Raw genomic sequence first — 18,679 nt, 5'->3', positions numbered from 1 at the left:
TCAGCTTGCCTTCTCGATGCGACACAGGGTGCACTTGGTTTCCTGCATCTGGGTCACCGAGTCATAGCCGTAGGTGGTGGCGGTGTTGGCCGCCTCGCCGAGCACGTAGGGGGCCGAGCCTTCAGGGTAGCGGTCGTGCAGGCTCTCGCCCTGGAACATGCCGCCGAAGTGGAAGGGCATGAAGACCACCTCCGGGGCCACCCGCGGGGTGACCAGGGCCTTGACCTTCACGCGGCCGCCCTCGGCCCCCTCGACCCACACCATGTCGCCCTCGGCGATGGCCAGGTCGTTGGCGAGCGCCGGGTTGATCTCGACGAACATCTCCTGCTGCAGCTCGGCCAGCCAGGACATGGAACGCGTCTCCTCGCCGCCGCCCTCGAACTCCACCAGGCGTCCGGAGGTGAGGATGATCGGGTACTCCCCGGTGACGTCCCGCTCCTGGATGCTGCGGTAGAGCGTCGGCAGGCGGTAGTGGGAGGTCACGTCCGGCCAGGTCGGGTAGTCCTTCACCAGGTCGCGGCGGCTGGTGTAGAGCGGCTCGCGATGCTTGGGGATGGGGTCGGGGAAGGTCCAGACGTTGCAGCGCGCCTTGGCGTTGCCGAAGGGGGCGCATTCGTGGGCGATGGCCACGCGCTGGATGCCGCCCGAGAGGTCGGTCTTCCAGTTCTTGCCCTCCGCCTCGGCCTTCTCGGCCTCGGTCAGGTCGTCCCACCAGCCCAGGTCCTTGAGCATGGCGTCGGTGAACTCGGGGTAGCCGTCCTCGAGCGCCGAGCCGTCGCTGAAGACGCCGTCGGCCAGCAGGTTCTCGCCGTCGCGCTCGATGCCGAAGCGGGCGCGGAAGGTGAGGCCGCCCTCGGAGACCTTCTTGCTGGTGTCGTAGAGGATCGGCGTGCCGGGATGGCCCATCTCGGCGGTCCCCCAGCAGGGCCAGGGCAGCCCGTAGTAGTCGCCGTCGGCGGGTCCGCCCTCGGCCTTGAGGTCGCGGAAGCTGAAGGTGTGCCAGTTCTGCTGGTGCTGCTTCAGGCGCTCGGGGCTCTGGCCGGTGTAGCCCACGGTCCACATGCCGGCGTTGAACTCCCGGGTAATGTCCTCGATCACCGGCTCGGTGCCCTCGACCCGGATGTTCTTGAACAGCTCGTCGCCGAAGCCGAGCTTGTGCGCCAGCAGGTACATGATCTCGTGGTCGGGCTTGGATTCGAAGAGCGGCTCGATCACCCGGTCGCGCCACTGGATGGAGCGGTTGGTGGCGGTGACGCTGCCGGTGGTCTCGAACTGGGTGGCCGCCGGCAGCAGGTAGACGCCGTCCTGGCGGTCGTGCATGACCCCCGCCACGGTGGGGTAGGGATCCACGATGACCATCATCTCGAGCTGCTGCATGGCCTTCTGCATCTCGGGGCCCCGGGTCTGGGAGTTGACCGCATGGCCCCAGTAGAACATCGCCTTGAGACGGGTCCGCTGGGAGATGTCCTCCTCTTCCTCGAGGACGCCATCGATCCAGCGCGAGACGGTGATGCCACTGGAATACATCGGCTTGCCGTCGACGTAGTCGCCCTGGTCGAAGCGTCCCTTGAGCCACTCGTAGTCGAGGCCCCAGACCCGGGCCCAGTGCTGCCAGGCGCCCTCGGAGAGGCCGTAGTAGCCGGGCAGCGAGTGCGACATCAGGCCGAGGTCGGTGGCGCCCTGGACGTTGTCGTGGCCGCGGAAGATGTTGGCGCCGCCGCCGGACTTGCCGATGTTGCCCAGCGCCAGCTCCAGGATGCAGTAGGCGCGGGTGTTGTTGTTGCCGGTGGTGTGCTGGGTGCCGCCCATGCACCAGACGATGCAGCCCGGACGGTTCTCGGCCAGCTGGCGGGCGGTGTCACGCATCGTCGCTTCCGGCACTCCGGTGATGTTCTCCACCACGTCCGGCGAGAAGGCCGCGACCTCCTCGCGCACCTGGTCCATGGCATAGACCCGCTGATCGATGTACTGGCGATCCTCCCAGCCGTTCTCGAAGATGTGCCACAGAAGGCCCCAGATGAAGGCCACGTCGGAGCCGGGGCGGATCCGCACGTAGTGGTCGGCCTTGGCGGCGGTGCGCGTGAAGCGCGGATCGACGACGATGATCTGCGCCTGGCTGCGCTCCTTGGCCAGCAGGATGTGCTGCATGGCGACCGGGTGCGCCTCGGAGGGGTTCGAGCCGATGAACATGATCGACCGGCTGTTCTGGATATCATTGAGCGAGTTGGTCATCGCCCCGTAGCCCCAGGTGTTGGCGACCCCAGCCACGGTGGTGGAGTGGCAGATGCGCGCCTGGTGGTCGGTATTGTTGGTACCGGCCAGGGCGGCGAACTTGCGCATCAGGTAGGCCTGCTCGTTGTTGAACTTGGCCGAGCCCAGCCAGTAGATGCTGTCGGGACCGTGCTGCTCCGTGAGGGCCAGCACCTTGTCGCCGATCTCCTCGATGGCGTCCTCCCAGCTCAGGCGCTGCCACTCGCCGCCGACCAGCTTCATGGGGTACTTGAGGCGCCGGCTGGAGTGGCCGTGCTGACGCAGCGAGGCGCCCTTGGCACAGTGGGCGCCGCGATTGATGGGGTGGTCGAAGGCCGGTTCCTGCTTGGTCCAGACGCCCTCCTGCACCTCGGCATAGACGCCGCAGCCCACCGAGCAGTGGGAGCAGACGGTCCGCTTCGTCTCCACCGGGGCATCGGACCAGGCGGTCTTCCCGGCGGCCTCGGCGCGCTGCATCATCGGCGCGCCCATGAAGCCGGCGGCGGCGAGCCCGCCGGTGGTGGCTCCGCTGCGCTTGAGGAACTGGCGACGGGAAATGCCCAGCCCGGCGGCCCTCGGCGTATCGGATTTAGGTGTCAAACGCATGGCTGCTCTCCTGGCTCGGGGCCGTCAATCACGCAGGGTGGCGTAGAAGGCACGGATGTGGGGCGTCTCCCGGTACTCGCGGGACGGCTCGGCCTGGGGGGCCTCGGCCTTGGTGTCGGCCTGGGCCAGGGTGACGTGGCCGACCGCGGCCGCGGCGCCGGCGGCCGCGGTGCCGACGCCGAGGGTCTTGAGGAAACGCCGGCGCTGCGGGTTGCGTGTGCTGGGCATGGGTAGCTCTCCTGTCTCTCGCTGTCGCTGGCCCTGACGGGCTCTGTCGTTATGGGGCTGTCACGGTTGTCGCGCGGCGTCAGGGTTCGACGATCCGCACCGGATGCTGCTGTGCCTCGGCCTCGAGGCGCCGGGCCTCCTGCTCGATGAAGGCCTGGCCGAGCCGGCCCAGGCACGCCTGGAAGGGGGTGTCGACCCGGCCGAGATCGGCCAGGCAGTCCGCGGCCCAGGGGGCGAGGTGCGCCATGAAGAAGCGCGCCTCCTCCTTTGATCGGGCCTCGATCAGCATCGCCATCACCTCCGCCAGGGCGGCGAGGTGGTCTTCGGGGTCGTGGCTATGCTCGGCACGCTGGAAGCCCAGCGCCTTGAGGTCCCGGCGCAGCGCGACCAGCGCCGCGTCCATCAGTTCGCCGTTGCGGTACCAGGAGGCGTAGGGCGTGACGTCGCCCTGGACCACCCCGACCAGGTGGCGAAAGTGGGCGCGGACCTCGGCCTCGGCGGTGGTCTCGCGTGCCGCCGCGATCAGCGCCGCCCAGCGCTCGGCGAGCAGGGTGCCGTCGGCCTCGACCTCGAGCCCCGCCAGCCAGTCGAGCAGGTCGGCATCCGGGGCCTCCCGCAGCAGCCGGGCCAGCAGTCGATAGACGTCGGCGCGCAGCGCATCGCTCTCGTTCAGCTCGTTCATGCGGTCACACCTTCAGCTGCGATTCGGGATTGCGGGCCATGTCCTGCCAGACGTCCTTGACGCGACAGTCCTCGCACATCTCCAGGCGGGCCAGAGCGTCGCCGGCGAAGTAGGGGTGGTCGGCGAGCTTGGCCTTGATGGTCTCGACGGTGCTCACGGTGGCGAAGGGCTTGCCGCAGCGAATGCACGGGAAGGCGGCCTCCTCGTGGCGCACCTGCCGCTCGCTGCGCACCGCATCGGCCAGGAAGCCGGGCCGCAGGGTGATCGCCTGCTCCGGGCAGGCCTCGGCGCAGAGTCCGCACTGCACGCAGTCGGCCTCGCGAAAGCTCAGCTGCGGGCTCGTGTCGCCGGCGGCCAGCGCCGGGGTCGGGCAGTTGGAGACGCAGGCCATGCACAGGGTGCAGGCGTCGGCATCGACCGCGATATCGCCGTAGGCGGCGCCGGCCGGCAGGCGGTGGCGCTGGCCGTCCGGGGTGCCCAGGCCTGCCAGGTGCTCGAGTACGGCGTTGAGCCGGCGGCGCTTGTCGTGACCGTCCAGTACCGGCGGCGTCTGCGTCAGCGGCGGCTCGACCGGCAGGGCATCGCGGCCGAACGTGTCGCCGGCCTCGAGACGCGCGATCCGCGTCGGGGCGTGCCCGAGGGCCGCGAGCAGGGCACGCGCCTGGGCGAGCTGGTCGTCGATGAAGGCCGACAGGCGCTCGGGCATGCGGGCGTGGCACTGGATGCGCACCTCGGCGGCGCCGGCGGCCAGGGCGGTCAGCCACTGGTCGTGACCGGCGGCCCCGAGCTCCTCGAGGGGCACGTCGAGCACGTGGCCCGCCGCCTCGCCCTCGGTTGCCAGGTCGCTCGCCTCGGCGAAGCGCACCACCGGGGCCGTGCCGCCGGCCGCGTGATAGGCGGCGAGCCAGCCCAGCAGGGTGTCCTGCTGGCGGGCGGTCTCCGGCAGGCGGAACTGGATGGCGCCGGTGGGACAGGCGCTGCTGCAGCTGCCGACGCCGTGGCAGCGGAAGGGGTCGATCTCGATCCACGCCTCGATGCGGCCCTGGTGGCTCGCGACGGCATCGGCGGGGCAGACGTCCAGGCAGCGGGTGCAGCCGGTGTTGCCGCTGCTGGCGTGGGCGCAGAGGTCGTTGTCGATCTGGAAGTAGCGCGGCTTGTCGAACTCGCCGACCAGCCCGGCGAGGGCCTCGAGGCGCTCGTCGCGATCCGCGTCCTGCCAGTGCAGGGCGACGTAGCCGGGCGGGGGAAGCTCGAGGGCGAGGGTGGGCGTTGCGCCGAGATCGAGGATCAGGTCGAAATGGGCGCGCTCGGCGAGCGCCCGGGCGAGATCCAGCGAGCCGTCGCCGTCGGGCACACTGACGCCGAATTGCCCCAGGTAGCCGTCGATGGTGAGCGCCCGCGCCTGGGCGCGCGACAGCGTCTGGCAGGCGAGATCCGCGGTCGCGGCGAGCAGCGCCTCGTGTTCGGTATCGCTGCCGGCATCGTCCTGGAGCGGCTCGGTGACCACCAGGGTGGGAGGCGCGAGCCCTCTTGCGAGAAGGGCGCGGGCGGCGCGCCGGACATCCCGCTCGTTACCGAGGATCAGGGCATGGCCGTCACTCTGATAGCTGACGCGGGCAGGGCTGAGGTTGACGGGCCAGGAGACGCGGCGCCGGGCGGCCTCCCTGGCGTGCCGGTTGCGATCGTCGTCGACCGGCATCAGTTCGATGTGCTGGTTCATGCAGTCTCACGGTTGCGTGCGTGCGGTAGGCTTATTGTCATCGTTGTATGCCTGCTAGTTAGTCTTGGTCGAATACGCGGTGGGCGCAAACGCTGCCTTGGTCTAATGCATAGGACTGATGCATGACTGCGATAGCCCGGATCAATGGATCGCCCGGTGGCAGCAGTCGGCCGCGCCGCTGCGGGCCGTCATCCTGGGCGCTCATGAGAAGGCCCCTCGGCGTCGTCGGCGATATCGCTGTCCGGGGCGGGATCGGACGCCTCCGGGGGCATCTCGCGGGCGTCCTGCTCATCGCCGTCCTGCTCACCGCCGTCGATGGCCCGTGACGAGACCTCCTCCGGGGCCTTTTCTTCCGGCATCTCGTCGTCGCTCTCGACCTCACGGCGGGTCCACTGGCGCAGCCGTTCGGCCACGTCCTCGGCCAGCGGCTTCAGCTTCTCCCGGAAATCCTCGTCGTAGTCGTCGAGGCCGTCGCGGACGCCGTAGTGGCTGGCGGCGAAGAGGCGGCGCAGGGCGCGCTTGCGTAGCCCCGCGCTGACGCCGGAGACCAGGTAGGCCTTGATGTCGCTTCCCGGGGGCAGGGTGTCGGGATCGGGCAGGGTGTGATCGAGGCTGCCCGGCTCGGGCGCCCCTTCGACCGCCTCCGGGGCGCCGTGAGCGTCGGGACCTGCCGCTCGACTCTCGTCCTCGGCGGAAACCGCGGCCCGGGGCGAGGTCGAGGGCGCCTCCTGCTCGCTCCGCTTGCGACGCGACCAGCGTTCCAGGCGGTTCATGACTTGGCCTCCCGGGCACGCCCGGCACCCTTGCGCTTCTTCTTGCGCCCCTCCTCGGGCGCCTCGCCGTGGTGGGCGAGATAGGCCTCGAGCCAGGCCTGGAGGGCCAGCGGCATGTCGATCTCGAGCACCCGATGCTCGCCGTCGAGCCAGCCGGCGGCGACCTCCTGGCTGGCGGTGATGGCATCGGGGCGGGGCGTCCCGTCGGCCTCGCCGGCCCGCACGAACAGGCGCGGCGTGCGGCTGGTCAGGTTGAAGCGGTAGGCGGCGCGCTCGGTCATGTAGAGCTGCAGATCGAGCCGGCAGGGGCCGGCGTCGCCCGGCGCGAGGTTCGCGATGCGCCAGCGGGTCGTGGCAAAGCCCTTGATGGTGAGCGGCTCGCCGACGATCTCGAAGCTCAGGGGGCGCGTGCTGCTGATCGTCGCCATGGGTCAGTCTCTCCGGGGCCGGGCTGAAGGGGGAGGCGTGTCGTGACGGGGCATCCCATGTCGACATGCCGCGGTGTCAGGAGTACCGAGTCCGCTAATAGTACAGAAAAATCTGATATTGATGACACTGCCCAGTGTCAACGAACCTTTACATAGTAAAGACAGGGCGGGGCGTAGAGTGCCATCATCGAACGTCAACGTTCTGTCGAGGAGCCGTGGATGCACGACATCAGCCTGAGCCGGGCACGCCTGCCCGCTACCCTGGAGATCGAGGTGCTCGACGAGTTCGGCGAGGCGAAGCGCCAGGCGATCGCCGCGGAACGCGCCCTCACCGTCTACCTGAACAAGCGCGAGATCGTCACGCTGATGACCCTCGGGGCCGACCCGGAGGCGCTGGTGGTGGGCTATCTGCGCAACCAGGGCCTGATCGGCGAGGTCCGGGACCTGCAGGCGGTGCAGGTGGACTGGGAGGTCGAGGCGGCGGCGGTGGTGACTCGTCGCCTGCCGGAGGACCTGGAGGAGCGGCTGGGCCAGCGCACCGTGACCACCGGCTGCGGCCAGGGGACGGTGTTCGGCCGGCTGCTCGAGGCGACCGCCCTGCGCCCGCTGCCGGCCACCGTGATGCGCCAGTCGGTGCTCTATCGGCTGCTGGACAACCTCGGCGCCTACAACGAGACCTATCGCAGCGCCGGCGCCGTGCATGGCTGCGCGCTGTGCCGCCAGGAGACGGTGCTGGACTTCGTCGAGGACGTGGGGCGCCACAACGCCGTGGATACCCTGGCGGGGCGCCAGTGGCTCGCCGAGGCCGACAGCACGGAGGCCGACATCTTCTATACCACCGGGCGACTCACCTCGGAGATGGTGCTGAAGGTGGCGCAGATGGGCATCGGCGTGCTGGTATCGCGTTCGGGCGTCACCCAGAAGGGCGTGGAGCTGGCCGAGCGCTTCGGCGTGCTGCTGATCGCCCGGGCCAAGGGGCGACACTTCCAGGCCATCCACGGGGCGGGGCGGCTCGAGCTCGACGCCGTGCCGACGCGCCGCCCGGGGGATCGGGCTCGCGTCTGAAGAGGCCTGAGCCTCAGGACGTGCCGTCGCCCCGGGTGCAGACCGACAGCACCACGGCATCGGCCTCGCTGGTCGATACCAGGGCGTGGCCCATGGCGCTGTCGAAGTAGATGCTGTCGCCGTCGCTGAGGGAGAGCGGCTCGTAGTACTCGGTATAGAGTCGGATCTCGCCCTCGAGCACCATCAGGAACTCCTCGCCGTCGTGGCGCACCCACTCGGTGAACTCCTCGAAGGCGCGGGCCCGCACGATGGTCTTGAAGGGGATCATGCGCTTCTGGGCGAGCTCGCAGCTGAGCAGCTCGTGCTCGTAGGTCGGGGTAGGGTGGAGCTCGCCGTGGCCGCGGCGCGTCAGGTCGCGCCGCCCCATGGTGCGGGTCTGGACCTTGGGCGGCGAGAGCAGCTGGGGCAGGTCGATGCCCAGGCCGTCGATCAGCTTCTGCACCGCGGAGAAGGTCGGTGAGATCTGGTCGTTCTCGATCTTGGAGAGCGTCGAGCGGGCGAGCCCGGTACGCTGGCTGACGTCTTCCAGGGTCCACTGGTTGGCCAGGCGGATCTCCTTCACGCGCTCGCCCAGGCGCAGCGGTTCGACGAAGGGCTTGCGGCCGGCGGCGATACGCAGGGCGGCGCCCTGATCGGTGGTGGCGGTCATGCGCGGATCACTGTCCTTGTTCACTATTGGAAACGAGGTTTCCCTGAAGCGTACCACAGCCGTCGTGGGCGGTGCCCCTTCGTGCGGACGTCAGCCGGACTCTTGTGGATCGGGGGCGCGCGCCTCCGTTTCCGGTCGGCGGGAAACGCCGCTCAGGCGCCGTACGGCAGGCCGAGCAGGGCAGTGAGGTGGGCCTCGGCGCTGCGCCCCAGGGCGTCCGGGTCGTAGCCGCCCTCCAGCACAGAGACCAGGCGGCCGTCGGCGTACAGGGCGGCGATCTCCAGTGCCAGGTGGGTGACCCAGTAGAAGTCGTCGTCCTCCAGGCAGAGCTCCGCCATGGGATCCTCGCGGTGGGCGTCGAAGCCCGCCGAGACCAGCACGATATCGGGCTTGAAGGCGTGCAGGGCGGGCAACCAGTCGTCCTCGATGGCGCGACGGAAGGCGGCGCTGTCGGTGCCGCTCGGCAGCGGCGTGTTGACCACGTTCTGCCATTCGCTGCGCAGGTAGCGCCAGGGATAGAAGGGGTACTGGAAGCTGGTGCAGACCAGCACCTCGGGATCATCCTTGAAGATGTCGATGGTGCCGTTGCACTGGTGCACGTCGAAGTCGAGGATGGCGATCCGGCGCGCCCCGTACTTCGCCCGGGCATGGGCGGCGCCCACCGCCACGTTGTTGTAGAAGCAGAAGCCCATGGCGTCGCTGGCCTCGGCATGGTGGCCGGGCGGGCGCACCGCGCAGAAGACGTTGTCGGCCTGACGGCGAAACACCTGATCGACCCCCCGCACAACCGCGCCGGCGGCCACCTTGGCCGCCGTGAGGCTGTCGGGGTTCATCATGGTGTCGCTGTCCAGGGTGACGATGCCGTGCTCCGGCACGCACTTTTCCAGGGCGCGCAGGTGGCGCAGGGGGTGCACCCGGGCGAGCTGCTCCTCGGTCGCCGCCTTGGCGTCGGACTGCATGGTCTGCTGCAGGAGGCCTGCGCGCATCAGCCGCGCGCGGATGGCGTCCAGCCGCAGGGGGCTCTCGGGATGTTCGGGCCCCATGTGGTGCAACTGGCAGTCTGGGTGGGTAATGTAGGCGGTGATCATGCGCTGGCTCCGAAAAGGCTGAAGTCACCTTAATCGTGACCCCCGTCTGCCGGACAGTGTCCATAAGTCGTAAACGTGACGGGGCAATCCCCCGCGCAGGGAGGTCCTGGCTTGAGCACGCGCTTTCTTCGTCACTTCTTCGAGCCCGGCACCATCGCGGTGATCGGGGCGTCCGAGAAGCCCTACTCCATGGGCGGCCTGGTGATCCGCAACCTTCGCGAGGGCGGCTTTCCCGGCAGCCTCTGGGCGGTCAATCCCAAGGGCTACGAGGCGGTCTTCGAGGCGCCCTGCGTCAACCGGGTGTCGCACCTTCCCGAGGTGCCGGATCTGGCGGTGATCTGCTCGCCGATCCAGACGGTGCCCAAGCTGATCGAGTCCCTGGGCCGCTTCGGGGTCAAGGCCGCGCTGGTGCTCTCCGGCGGCGCCCACCTCGACCGCGACCACGGCGACAAGGGCTCGATCCGCAGCCGCATGCTCGGCGCGGCCCGCGCCTCGGGCATCCGCGTGCTCGGCCCCGAGTGCATGGGGCTGATCGTCCCCGGTCGCAAGCTCAACGCCTCCTACGCCAGCCAGCCGGTCAAGGCCGGCCGCGTGGCCTATCTGGGCCAGTCGGGGATGCTCGGCAACGCCATGATCGACTGGGCCGCCGGTCGCGGCATCGGCTTCTCCCACCTGCTCACGGTGGGCGACAGCGTCGACGTGCTGCTGCCCGACCTGATGGACTACATCAACCAGTTCTCGCCGGCCCAGGCGATCCTGCTGCATCTCGAGCGCATCATGGACGCCCAGCACTTCATGACCGCGCTGCGCGACGCCTCGCGCAACCGCCTGGTGCTGGCCATCAAGAGCGGGCGCACCGCCGAGTCCGACATCTCGGGCCTTCCGCCGACGCCCGGCGTGGCCAATCGCGACCAGATCTTCGACGCCGCCTTCGCCCGGGCGGGGGTGGTGCGGGTCAACGACTCCGACGAGCTGTTCGATGCCCTGGAGACGCTGTCGCGCATGAAGCCGCTGAAGGGCGATCGCCTGGCCATCGTCTCCAACGGCCTGGGACCGGCGATGCTCGCCATCGACAAGCTGATCAATGCCGGGGGCCGGCTGGCCACCTTCAGCGAGGAGACCCGCGACGCCCTGCGGCGCGACGACTTCGACATGAGCAAGCCCGGCGAGAACCCGGTGGACCTGGGCGGCAACGCGACCCCGGAGCGGCTGGTGGAGGCGCTGGAGATCGTCGCGGCCGACCGAGGCGTCGATGCCGTGCTGGTGGTCCACGCCCCGACGCGGCTGGCGCCCTCCAAGACCACCGCCCAGGCGATCATCGCCGCCCGCAAGCGTTTCCGGCGCAACCTGCTGACCAGCTGGATGGGCCTCCATGAGGCGCTGTCGGCGCGCTACGAATGCAACCTGGCGGGGATTCCCACCTATCTCTCCCCGGAGAAGGCGGTCAAGGCCTTCATGCACATGGTGGACTACCAGCGCGTGCAGGCGCTGCTCCAGGAGATTCCGCCGAGCCTGCCCTTCGCCACCACCGCGGAGATCCGCCGGCGCTGCCGGCTGCTGATCGAGGAGGCGCGGGACGCGGGGCGCGAGACCCTCGCCCACTCCGAGACGGCGCAGGTGCTCGCGGCCTACGGGCTGCCGGTGGCGCCGAGCCGCTATCCCCAGACCCCGGAGGAGGCGGCCGAGGCGGCGGCCGACTTCGACGGCCCCATGGCCCTCAAGGTGGTGCACGAGGGCAACTGTCGACCCTTCCGCTACCGCCAGCACCCCCACAAGATCTCCGCCGGCCTGCTCCAGGACCTGGCGAACCCGGCGCAAGTCGCCGAGGCGGTGGGGCGGCTGGGCGACCGGGTGCGCGAGAAGTTCCCGGACGTCGCGATCCACGAGTACTGCCTGCAGGCCATGCAGCGCGGCAAGCACTCCATGCAGCTGTGCGCCGGCATCACCCGCGACCCGGTGTTCGGGCCGGTGATCGTGTTCGGCATCGGCGGCTACAAGGTCAATATCCTGGCCGACCGCCAGGTGGCGCTGCCGCCGCTCAACATGAGCCTGGCGGCGGACGTGGTGGGGCGCACCCACGCGGCACGGCTGATCCGCGAGCACTCCAGCCACCCCGAGCGCGACCTCGAGCGGCTCTACGAGCTGCTGGTGACGCTGTCTCAGATGGCCAGCGACCTGCCGCAGCTGCGCGGGCTGGAGCTCAACCCGCTGGTGCTCAACCGCGACGGCCTGCTGGCCGTGGACTTCGCCATGGACCTCGGCACCCCGGCGCGCTTCGCGATCATGCCCTATCCCGAGGAGCTGCGGGAGTGGTTCACGCTGAAGAACGGCTGGAAGGTCGAGGTGCGCCCGATCCGCGCCGAGGACGCGCCGCTGATCACCCGCTTCCACGACCAGCTCTCCGAGGAGAGCATCCGCTTTCGCTACTTCCACAACAAGGCGGACCTCACCCAGCGCGACCTGTCGATCCTCTCGCACATCAACTACGACCGGCAGATGGCCTTCATCGCCGAGCATCGCGGCGAGGACGGCAGCCAGGAGATGCTCGGCGTGGTGCGGGTCTGGAACGATCCCGACAACATCCGCACCGAGTTCTCGGTGATCATCCGCGACGACCTGCAGGGGCTCGGCATCGGCAGCCTGCTGATGAACAAGATGATCGGCTACTGCCGCAGCGTCGGCACCCTGGAGATGATCGGCAAGGTGATGGTCGACAACCACCCGATGCGCGCGCTGATGAAGCACCTGGGCTTTCGCCTGCGCTACAACATGGAGGAGCAGGTGGTGGACGCCGTGCTGCGCCTCAACGAGCCGGAGAGCGAGTGGCAGCGCCATCGCCTGGAGAGCCAGCCGGACTGACGCCGGCGCTCGCCATCCGATGAACAAAACGCGGCCCCCGCCTCTGGGCGGGGGCCGCGTTCCGTCGAGGCGGGGTCGAGGCCCTCAGGGCGCCAGGCGGAAGCGGTGCCAGCTGCCGTCGCGACGCTCAAAGCGCAGGCGGTCGTGGAGTCGGCTCGGCTGGCCCTGCCAGAACTCGATCATGTCGGGGATCACGCGGTAGCCACCCCAGTGGATCGGGCGGGGAATCTCCTGGCCCTCGTAGGCGTGCTCGAAGCGCTGCTCGCGCTCCGCGAGCCAGGTGCGATCGGGGATCACCACGCTCTGGGTGGCGACCCAGGCACCCAGCTGGCTGCCCCGGGGACGGCTGGCGAAGTAGGTGTCCGACTCCTCCGGGCTGACCTGCTCGACCCGGCCCTCGACGCGCACCTGGCGGGAGAGGCTGGGCCACCAGAACACCAGCGAGGCGTGGGGCACGTTGGCGAGCTCGCTGCCCTTGTGGCTGTGGTAGTTGGTGAAGAACACCATGCCCTTCTCGTCAGTGCCCTTGAGCAGCACGATCCGGGCGTGGGGGCGCCCCTGGCTGTCGGCGGTGGCCAGGGTCATGGCGTTGCCGTCGCTGCCCTCGGTGTCGAGCGCCAGGGTCAGCCACTCGTCGAACAGCGTCATGGGCTCGTCGGGGGCGTCCGCCTCCTCCAGCTGGCCGCCCTCATAGTCGCGCCGAATGTCGGCAATGTTGCGTGTCATGACCGTCTCCTTGAAGTTTTTCGTCATGCTCGCCGGTCGTCGGGCCGAGCTCAATGCCCTGGATCAACGAACCTCGGGAAATCCTCCCCCCAGCTTACGGGGTCCAGCCCAGCTGCACCATGGCCATGTAGGCGCCGGTCCCCCCTGCGATCGACAGCAGGGCGTGGCGCCGCCACAGGTGCAGCCCCACCACGGCCAGCGAGGCGAGGATCAGCGGCCAGCCGTCGGGGGCGGCGTTGAGGCGGCCGTCGGTCAGGGGACGGAAGTCGCGCAGGGCGTAGATCACCAGGATCATCATCACCGCCGGCGGCAGGTAGCGCCCCAGGTGCAGGATCAGCGGATGTTCCGCCTGGCGGGCGAGGGCCACGAACGGCAGCACGCGGGTGGCGAAGGTCGCCGCGGCGCACACGGCGATGAAGGTCAGCAGCTCGGCGGTGCTCATGGGGTCAGGGCCTCGCGGTGTGACTGACGGCGGCGGTGATCGGCCAGCAGCACCAGGGTGGTGGCGCCGATGGCGCCCAGCAGCAGGTGGCGGTCGGGCAGCAGCGCCACGGCGCCGAGGCCGGTGGCCAGGGCGATGGCGAAGGGCAGCCACTGGCGCAGCCGCCGGGCCTGCTCCAGGGTCAGCACGATGAACAGCGCCGTCAGGGCGAACTCGATGCCGCGGCTGTCGAAGGCCAGGGTGGTGCCGATCAGCACGCCCGCCGCGCTGCCCAGCACCCACCAGAGCTGGTTGAGCAGGCTGAGGCGGAAGGCCTGGGCGTGGTCCAGCCCACGCTCCCCACCGTGGGTGGTCAGCAGCGAGTAGGTCTCGTCGGTCAGTGCGAAGATGAGGTAGGGCTTGCGCCAGCCGGCCCCCTGGAAGCGCTTGAGCAGTGAGAGGCCGTAGAAGAGATGGCGGGAGTTGAGCATCAGGGTGGCCACCGCCACCTCCACCAGGCCCGCCCCGGCGGCGAGCAGCGCCACGGCGAGGAACTGGCCGGCCCCGGCGTAGATCACCAGCGACATCAGCAGCGCGCCCCAGACGGGGACGCCGACCTCGATGGCGAGGATGCCGAAGGCCGCGCCCAGCGGCAGGTAGCCAAACATCACCGGCAGGGTCGTGACGCTGGCCTCATGCCAGGCATGGCGCTTGCCCATGCAGCTCCTCCTTGTGTGCGTGTTCGCCCGGGACCGTCCCCGTGAACGATTTCCCTGCCGGCGACTCTCCTGACGGTTCAGACTGCTGATGAATCACGGGGAATTAGAATAACTTGTTGTGGCGTCGCGGTGCCAGCGGGCACCGGGCCTGAGGGCAAGCGTCATGCCCCTGGCGTGATCCTTTCACGCCGGCCGTGGTCATAGCCGCTGCAACATCGAGAGACGTGATCCGGGAAGGGAGAACCAGCATGGAAGAGCGAGGCCTGTCGCCGTCCGGAGGGGAGGTCGCTTGGCCGCGGGGAGGCGGCGGGCGACGCACCGCGGTGGGCGTCGGCGTGGCGGGGTTCTGGATCGGGCTGCTGCTGGTACCCCGGGGCTATTTCCTGGTGCCGGGTCTGCTGGCGGTCGTCGGCCTGTGCTGTCTATGGCCGGGGCGAGCGGCGATGGACTGGGGGCGTCGGGACCGACGGTTGATGCTGGCCCTCGTGCTGCAGGGGGGCATCTGGTTGGTGGCCGGCCTCTGGGAAGGCGAGGCCGGCGATGCACTGGGCGGCGCTGCCTCCATCGGCATGGGGCTGACGCTGCTGGTGTTGCTGTGTCGGTTGACGCCGGCGATCGGCTGGCTGTGGATCGGCATGGCGCTGGGGGGCATTGGCGCCGGTGCCTGGGCGCTGTGGCAGCGACTGGCCGACGGCGTGCTGCGTGCCGATGGCCACGAGCCACTGCATGCCATCCTCTTCGGCAACCTGGCCCTGCTGACCGGCCTCAGCTGTCTGGCCGGGCTGGTGTGGGCCTGGCCCCGGGTCCGCCGTCACCTCTGGCTCCCGCTGCTGGCGGGGGGCGCCTTCGGCGGCCTCCTGGCCTCCCTGCTCTCCGGTTCCCGGGGAGGCTGGATCGGCGTGCCGCTGGCCCTGTGGGTGATCTATCGCGGTCAGGGGCGGCGAGTGGCGCGACGCTGGCGGCTGATCGGGATGGGCGGCCTGCTGGCGATGACAATCGCCCTCTATGTCGTGCCCCAGACCGGTGTCCAGGCGAGGGTCGACCATGCCGTGTCCAGCCTGCAGCGGTATCTCCAGGGGGACGAGGAGATGACCTCGGTCAGTGCGCGACTCGAGCTGTGGCGGGGCTCTCTGGCCCTGATCGCCGAGCGACCCTGGCGGGGGTGGGGCAATGAGGGGTACCGAGCCGGCAAGGCCCGGTTGATCCGGGAGGGGGAGCTGGATCCCGAGTTGGGGCGCTTCTGGCATTCTCACAACGACGTGCTGGATGCCTGGGTCAAGCGCGGGGTTCCCGGCCTGGTGGCGCTGCTGGCCCTGTATGTCACCCCGCTGTGGCTGTTCGCCCGAGGGATTCGTGCCGCCTGCCCCCGCCAGCGTTCGCTGGCCATCGCCGGCACCCTGCTCCCCGTCGCCTTCATCGATTTCGGTCTGACCTACAGCTTCCTCGCCTATCCCGCGGGGCTTGCGACCTATGCCGCCTGGCTGGCCATGCTGTGGGCCCTCTATCGCCCGCGTCCCGCCGCGGTGTGATGGCCGACGTGGCCGGCCCGCCCGACGGCGCGGCCGAGAGACTCAGGGCAGTGCCGCGTCGTAGTCCTCCCAGTAGCGCGCCATGTCGCGTTCGCGGGTCAGGCCGTAGAGGCCGAAGCGGCGTCCCAGGCGGGCGCCGCCGTCCCGCGTCAGTGGCTGCCAGGCGATATTGGCGCGCTCGCGGGTCGAGTTCACGAAGAAGGCGTTGAGGGGCAGCGAGACGTAGATGCCCTTGTCGAAGCTGCCCTCGCCATAGTCGCTGCCGGCGTCCGTGAAGGTGGCCCAGCCCCCGAGCCTGACGCCCGAGTCGAACGCCCGCGACAGGTCGAAGGTCGCCCCCAGGTCGCCGGCCAGGTAGCGCCCCACGCTGACCTTGGCCAGGGTGTCCTCGATGCCGGTCTGCCAGTAGCCGGTCAGGTGCCCGGTCCAGGTGCGGTAGTCGCGCAAACCGAACCCCTGGTCGAAGGCCCGCTGGCGCACCCAGTTGAGGTCCAGGCCGATGGCGAGGTCGCTGTCGAAGGGGCGGTACAGCACCTCGCCGCCCACCCCGGCGTACATGGTCTCGAGGATCCCGCCGTAGCCCATCGCGTACCAGTCGTCGTCCAGTCGCGCCGTGTGGGTGTACTGCAGGTTGGTCAGGCCCACGTCGGTTTCCGCCAGGTAGTCGCCGATATGGGTGCGCACCCGCGGCAGGTCCGAGTCGGCGATATAGTCGTAGTTCTCGAGGTTGTCGGCCAGGCCGTAGGCCACGCTGCCGCTGAACCAGCCGTTCTGGCTGCTGCGGTATTCCGCATCCAGGCTGGCCGAGATCCGATAGAGATAGCCGTCCGGCCCGCCGAAGTTCTGCTCGAGCATGGGCCCCAGGCGGTAGGAGAGTCCTCGGGGGTCGTTCTCGAACAGCACCTCGCCGCGTGCCGGCGTCAGGGCGCCATGGGCATAGAGGCCGTGGCGATGCTCGACACGGTGGCTCGCCGAGCGTACCGCCCCGGTCAATGCCTGTCGGTCATGCACGCTCTCCCGAAGCGCCATGCCGCGCTGCTCCCAGCGGAACCGGAAGGTCTCGACCTCGCGCCCCAGCCGGTTGTGGAGCAGGCGCCCGGCGCGAAACTCGCTCTCGGCGAGGGACGGGTAGCGGGTCGGGCTACCCTCCACGGTCACCTCGTCGCCCGCCTGGCGCAGGCGGTGCACCCGGATGCCGGCATTCTCCTCCATGGCCCGGTTCAACCCCTGCCAGTCCCCGTCATGCTCCGCCGGCGCACTGGCCAGGCGAACCGGCTGCGGGTCGCGCTTGGCCTGCGAGAGGGTCGCCAGGTTGGTGGAGAAGCTGACGCCGAGCATGGCGGTATTGCCGCGCTCCCAGCCCGCATGCAGCTCGATGCTGTCGGTCAGGCGAAGGCGGGCCCCCAGGTTGACGCGACTGTCCTGGGCCTGGTCGTTGCGCTGGGGCTCCTGCTGGTAGTCGTTGCCCTCGACCTCGAGCTGCAGCACCAGCGGGTCCCAGGGGGTCTGGTACTCGATGCCGCCGAACAGCGCGGCGGGACCGCTGAACAGCCGGGACACGCTGATCGAGCCCCCGTCGCCTCCCGCACTGAAGCCGTCGCGGCTGTTGAAACGATCGAAGGCGTGGCCCAGGGGATTGGCGAGGTCCGCCTGGTTGCCCAGGTAGCCCCAGCCCAGTCCCATGCTGACATCCAGGTCGTGCCAGCGCTTGCTGGCCACCAGGTACTCGGCACCGAACAGCCCGGTGCCCGCCACGTCTCGCACCCCGATGGCCAGCTGCGGCCGGTAGCGGCTCTCCTCCAGCAGGCGCAGCTTGAGGTCGAGCCCCTTGTCGAGGTTGTTGCGGTCCTCGTCGGCGGCCAGGTACTGGCGGTTCTCGATCTCCACATAGCGAAAGCCGGCCTCCAGCCAGTCCGTGGGCTGGAAGAACAGGTTGTAGCGTCGGTAGGGCGCGGTTCGGGACAGGGTCAGGGCGGCATGGCCGAGGGGCGGCATGCGGGCCGTGGGGGTCTGCATCAGGCCGGTGTCGCCGAAATCGCTGCGCCCGGGACTGGCCGCGTGGCTCGTGGTGGCGGCCGCCAGGCCGAGGAGCAGGGCCAGCGACAGCCGCGGCGACGCCTGGCGGGAAGGGGGATGCATCATGTCGAACGTGTCCGCTGCGAGGCCGTGGGCGTGGGCCCGAGGGGCGTGCAGGACCCCCCGGGCAGGCGGGTGGCGAGGAAGTCGGGCAGGTGACGGTTGAGCCAGGCGGCGGCCGGCAGGTCGTCGCTCAGCTCGAGCACGAGGCGACTGCCCGGGACGAGTTCGGCCTCCTGGGCGTTCCAGGCGGCAATGCCGAGCCGCCGGGGAGGCCGGTGAGGGGAGACCAGCCGGGCGGCCTGGGTCGTGCCCAGCGCCTCGGGCGGCAGGCGCGCCAGGAGATCGCTGAGGCGCATCCGCGCCGTCCAGGGAAGCCGTGTGACGCCCTCCCGTGACCAGACCTCCACCCAGTCGGGGGCCTGGCATACGCCGATCGTGTCGAGAGAGGCCAGGGGCGGGTCATGGCGTGGATGCGCCAGCAGGGCGGCCAGGTCGGCGCGAGCGGGCGTGCGGCCGCCCCGCGCGAGTCCGCGACGGATGGCCTGTCGCCAGGCCATCAGGCCGGCCTGGCGGAGGTGGGGCCGTCCGAGTTCCGCCTGGCCGATCAGGGTGGTCAATTCCGCCAGCAGGCGTCGCCCCAGGCGCTGCTGTTCGCCGGCATCCGTGCCGAGCAGGTAGTAGGGCCGGGTGTCGGGCGCGGGGAGCGCCTCCCGCTCCAGCCACCAGTCGGACAGTCGGGGGGACGACGGGGGGGACGCGGCCATGGTCAGCACCGGCACCAGGGCCAGGTTCGCCACCACGACCCATCGCAGAGCGCGTCGGGGTATCCCCGGGGACAGGATTCGCTTCTCGGGCAT

Annotated in this window: 16 protein-coding genes; 3 read left to right on the top strand and 13 right to left on the bottom strand. The window is 70.0% G+C overall.

Annotated elements, in window-relative coordinates; genetic code table 11:
• The 6 genes from C9F13_RS00805 to C9F13_RS00780 all read right to left on the bottom strand — a co-directional run bounded on the left by C9F13_RS00805 (nt 1) and on the right by C9F13_RS00780 (nt 6,687).
• Entirely contained in the window at nt 1-2,856 is a 2,856-nt protein-coding gene (locus C9F13_RS00805; RefSeq protein WP_108444349.1) for a molybdopterin-dependent oxidoreductase, read from the bottom strand.
• A gap of 24 nt (nt 2,857-2,880) precedes the next feature.
• Nucleotides 2,881-3,084 (bottom strand): twin-arginine translocation signal domain-containing protein, encoded by a 204-nt coding sequence (locus C9F13_RS00800; protein ID WP_108444348.1) that lies wholly within the window; start codon nt 3,082-3,084, stop codon nt 2,881-2,883.
• A 79-nt stretch (nt 3,085-3,163) separates the two neighbouring features.
• Complete coding sequence (locus tag C9F13_RS00795; protein WP_108444347.1) at nt 3,164-3,766, bottom strand: TorD/DmsD family molecular chaperone; 603 nt, start codon at nt 3,764-3,766, stop codon at nt 3,164-3,166.
• A gap of 4 nt (nt 3,767-3,770) precedes the next feature.
• Nucleotides 3,771-5,486: a 4Fe-4S dicluster domain-containing protein gene (locus C9F13_RS00790; RefSeq protein WP_108444346.1), complete on the bottom strand. Its 1,716-nt coding sequence runs from the start codon at nt 5,484-5,486 to the stop codon at nt 3,771-3,773.
• A gap of 188 nt (nt 5,487-5,674) precedes the next feature.
• Entirely contained in the window at nt 5,675-6,259 is a 585-nt protein-coding gene (locus C9F13_RS00785) for a DUF3306 domain-containing protein (RefSeq protein ID WP_108444345.1), read from the bottom strand.
• On the bottom strand, nt 6,256-6,687 hold the full coding sequence (locus tag C9F13_RS00780; protein WP_108444344.1) for a DUF3305 domain-containing protein: 432 nt from the start codon (nt 6,685-6,687) through the stop codon (nt 6,256-6,258). Before C9F13_RS00780 ends, C9F13_RS00785 begins: the two co-directional genes overlap by 4 nt.
• A 219-nt stretch (nt 6,688-6,906) precedes the next feature.
• Between C9F13_RS00780 and C9F13_RS00775 the strand changes: the two genes are divergently transcribed.
• Nucleotides 6,907-7,752: a formate dehydrogenase accessory sulfurtransferase FdhD gene (locus C9F13_RS00775; RefSeq protein ID WP_108444343.1), complete on the top strand. Its 846-nt coding sequence runs from the start codon at nt 6,907-6,909 to the stop codon at nt 7,750-7,752.
• Nucleotides 7,753-7,765: 13 nt separating this feature from the next.
• Here the strand turns inward: C9F13_RS00775 and C9F13_RS00770 are convergent, their stop codons facing one another.
• Together C9F13_RS00770 and C9F13_RS00765 are read right to left on the bottom strand one after the other, a co-directional pair.
• Nucleotides 7,766-8,401 (bottom strand): helix-turn-helix domain-containing protein, encoded by a 636-nt coding sequence (locus tag C9F13_RS00770; RefSeq protein WP_108444342.1) that lies wholly within the window; start codon nt 8,399-8,401, stop codon nt 7,766-7,768.
• A gap of 152 nt (nt 8,402-8,553) precedes the next feature.
• The gene (locus tag C9F13_RS00765; protein WP_108444341.1) at nt 8,554-9,489 is read right to left on the bottom strand and encodes a histone deacetylase family protein; all 936 of its coding nucleotides are present in this window, start codon (nt 9,487-9,489) and stop codon (nt 8,554-8,556) included.
• Nucleotides 9,490-9,600: 111 nt separating this feature from the next.
• On the opposite strand from C9F13_RS00765, the gene C9F13_RS00760 reads away from it, so the two are divergent.
• Complete coding sequence (locus C9F13_RS00760) at nt 9,601-12,348, top strand: bifunctional acetate--CoA ligase family protein/GNAT family N-acetyltransferase (RefSeq protein ID WP_108444340.1); 2,748 nt, start codon at nt 9,601-9,603, stop codon at nt 12,346-12,348.
• An 84-nt stretch (nt 12,349-12,432) separates the two neighbouring features.
• Here C9F13_RS00760 and pdxH read toward each other — a convergent pair whose 3' ends face one another.
• The 3 genes from pdxH to C9F13_RS00745 form a co-directional block, all read right to left on the bottom strand.
• Complete coding sequence (gene pdxH, locus C9F13_RS00755) at nt 12,433-13,074, bottom strand: pyridoxamine 5'-phosphate oxidase (protein ID WP_108444339.1); 642 nt, start codon at nt 13,072-13,074, stop codon at nt 12,433-12,435.
• A gap of 94 nt (nt 13,075-13,168) precedes the next feature.
• Entirely contained in the window at nt 13,169-13,516 is a 348-nt protein-coding gene (locus tag C9F13_RS00750) for a branched-chain amino acid transporter permease (RefSeq protein ID WP_108444338.1), read from the bottom strand.
• Nucleotides 13,513-14,214 (bottom strand): AzlC family ABC transporter permease, encoded by a 702-nt coding sequence (locus tag C9F13_RS00745; RefSeq protein WP_108444337.1) that lies wholly within the window; start codon nt 14,212-14,214, stop codon nt 13,513-13,515. The genes C9F13_RS00750 and C9F13_RS00745 overlap by 4 nt, the downstream gene beginning before the upstream one ends.
• Before the next feature lie 248 nt (nt 14,215-14,462).
• Here C9F13_RS00745 and C9F13_RS00740 point away from each other — a divergent pair, with 248 nt between their 5' ends.
• Nucleotides 14,463-15,743, top strand: coding sequence for an O-antigen ligase family protein (locus C9F13_RS00740; protein WP_108444336.1), 1,281 nt, complete (start codon nt 14,463-14,465; stop codon nt 15,741-15,743).
• A 42-nt stretch (nt 15,744-15,785) separates the two neighbouring features.
• Here C9F13_RS00740 and C9F13_RS00735 read toward each other — a convergent pair whose 3' ends face one another.
• Together C9F13_RS00735 and C9F13_RS00730 are read right to left on the bottom strand one after the other, a co-directional pair.
• On the bottom strand, nt 15,786-17,885 hold the full coding sequence (locus C9F13_RS00735) for a YjbH domain-containing protein (protein ID WP_211310879.1): 2,100 nt from the start codon (nt 17,883-17,885) through the stop codon (nt 15,786-15,788).
• Nucleotides 17,882-18,622, bottom strand: coding sequence for a capsule biosynthesis GfcC family protein (locus C9F13_RS00730; RefSeq protein ID WP_108444335.1), 741 nt, complete (start codon nt 18,620-18,622; stop codon nt 17,882-17,884). The genes C9F13_RS00735 and C9F13_RS00730 overlap by 4 nt, the downstream gene beginning before the upstream one ends.
• Nucleotides 18,623-18,679: the final 57 nt, after the last annotated feature.

The organism is Halomonas denitrificans, from assembly GCF_003056305.1.
Classification (GTDB): Bacteria; Pseudomonadota; Gammaproteobacteria; order Pseudomonadales; family Halomonadaceae; genus Halomonas; species Halomonas denitrificans.
Note: the sequence above shows the minus strand (reverse complement) of the source record. Positions and strands in the feature narration are given on the sequence as shown.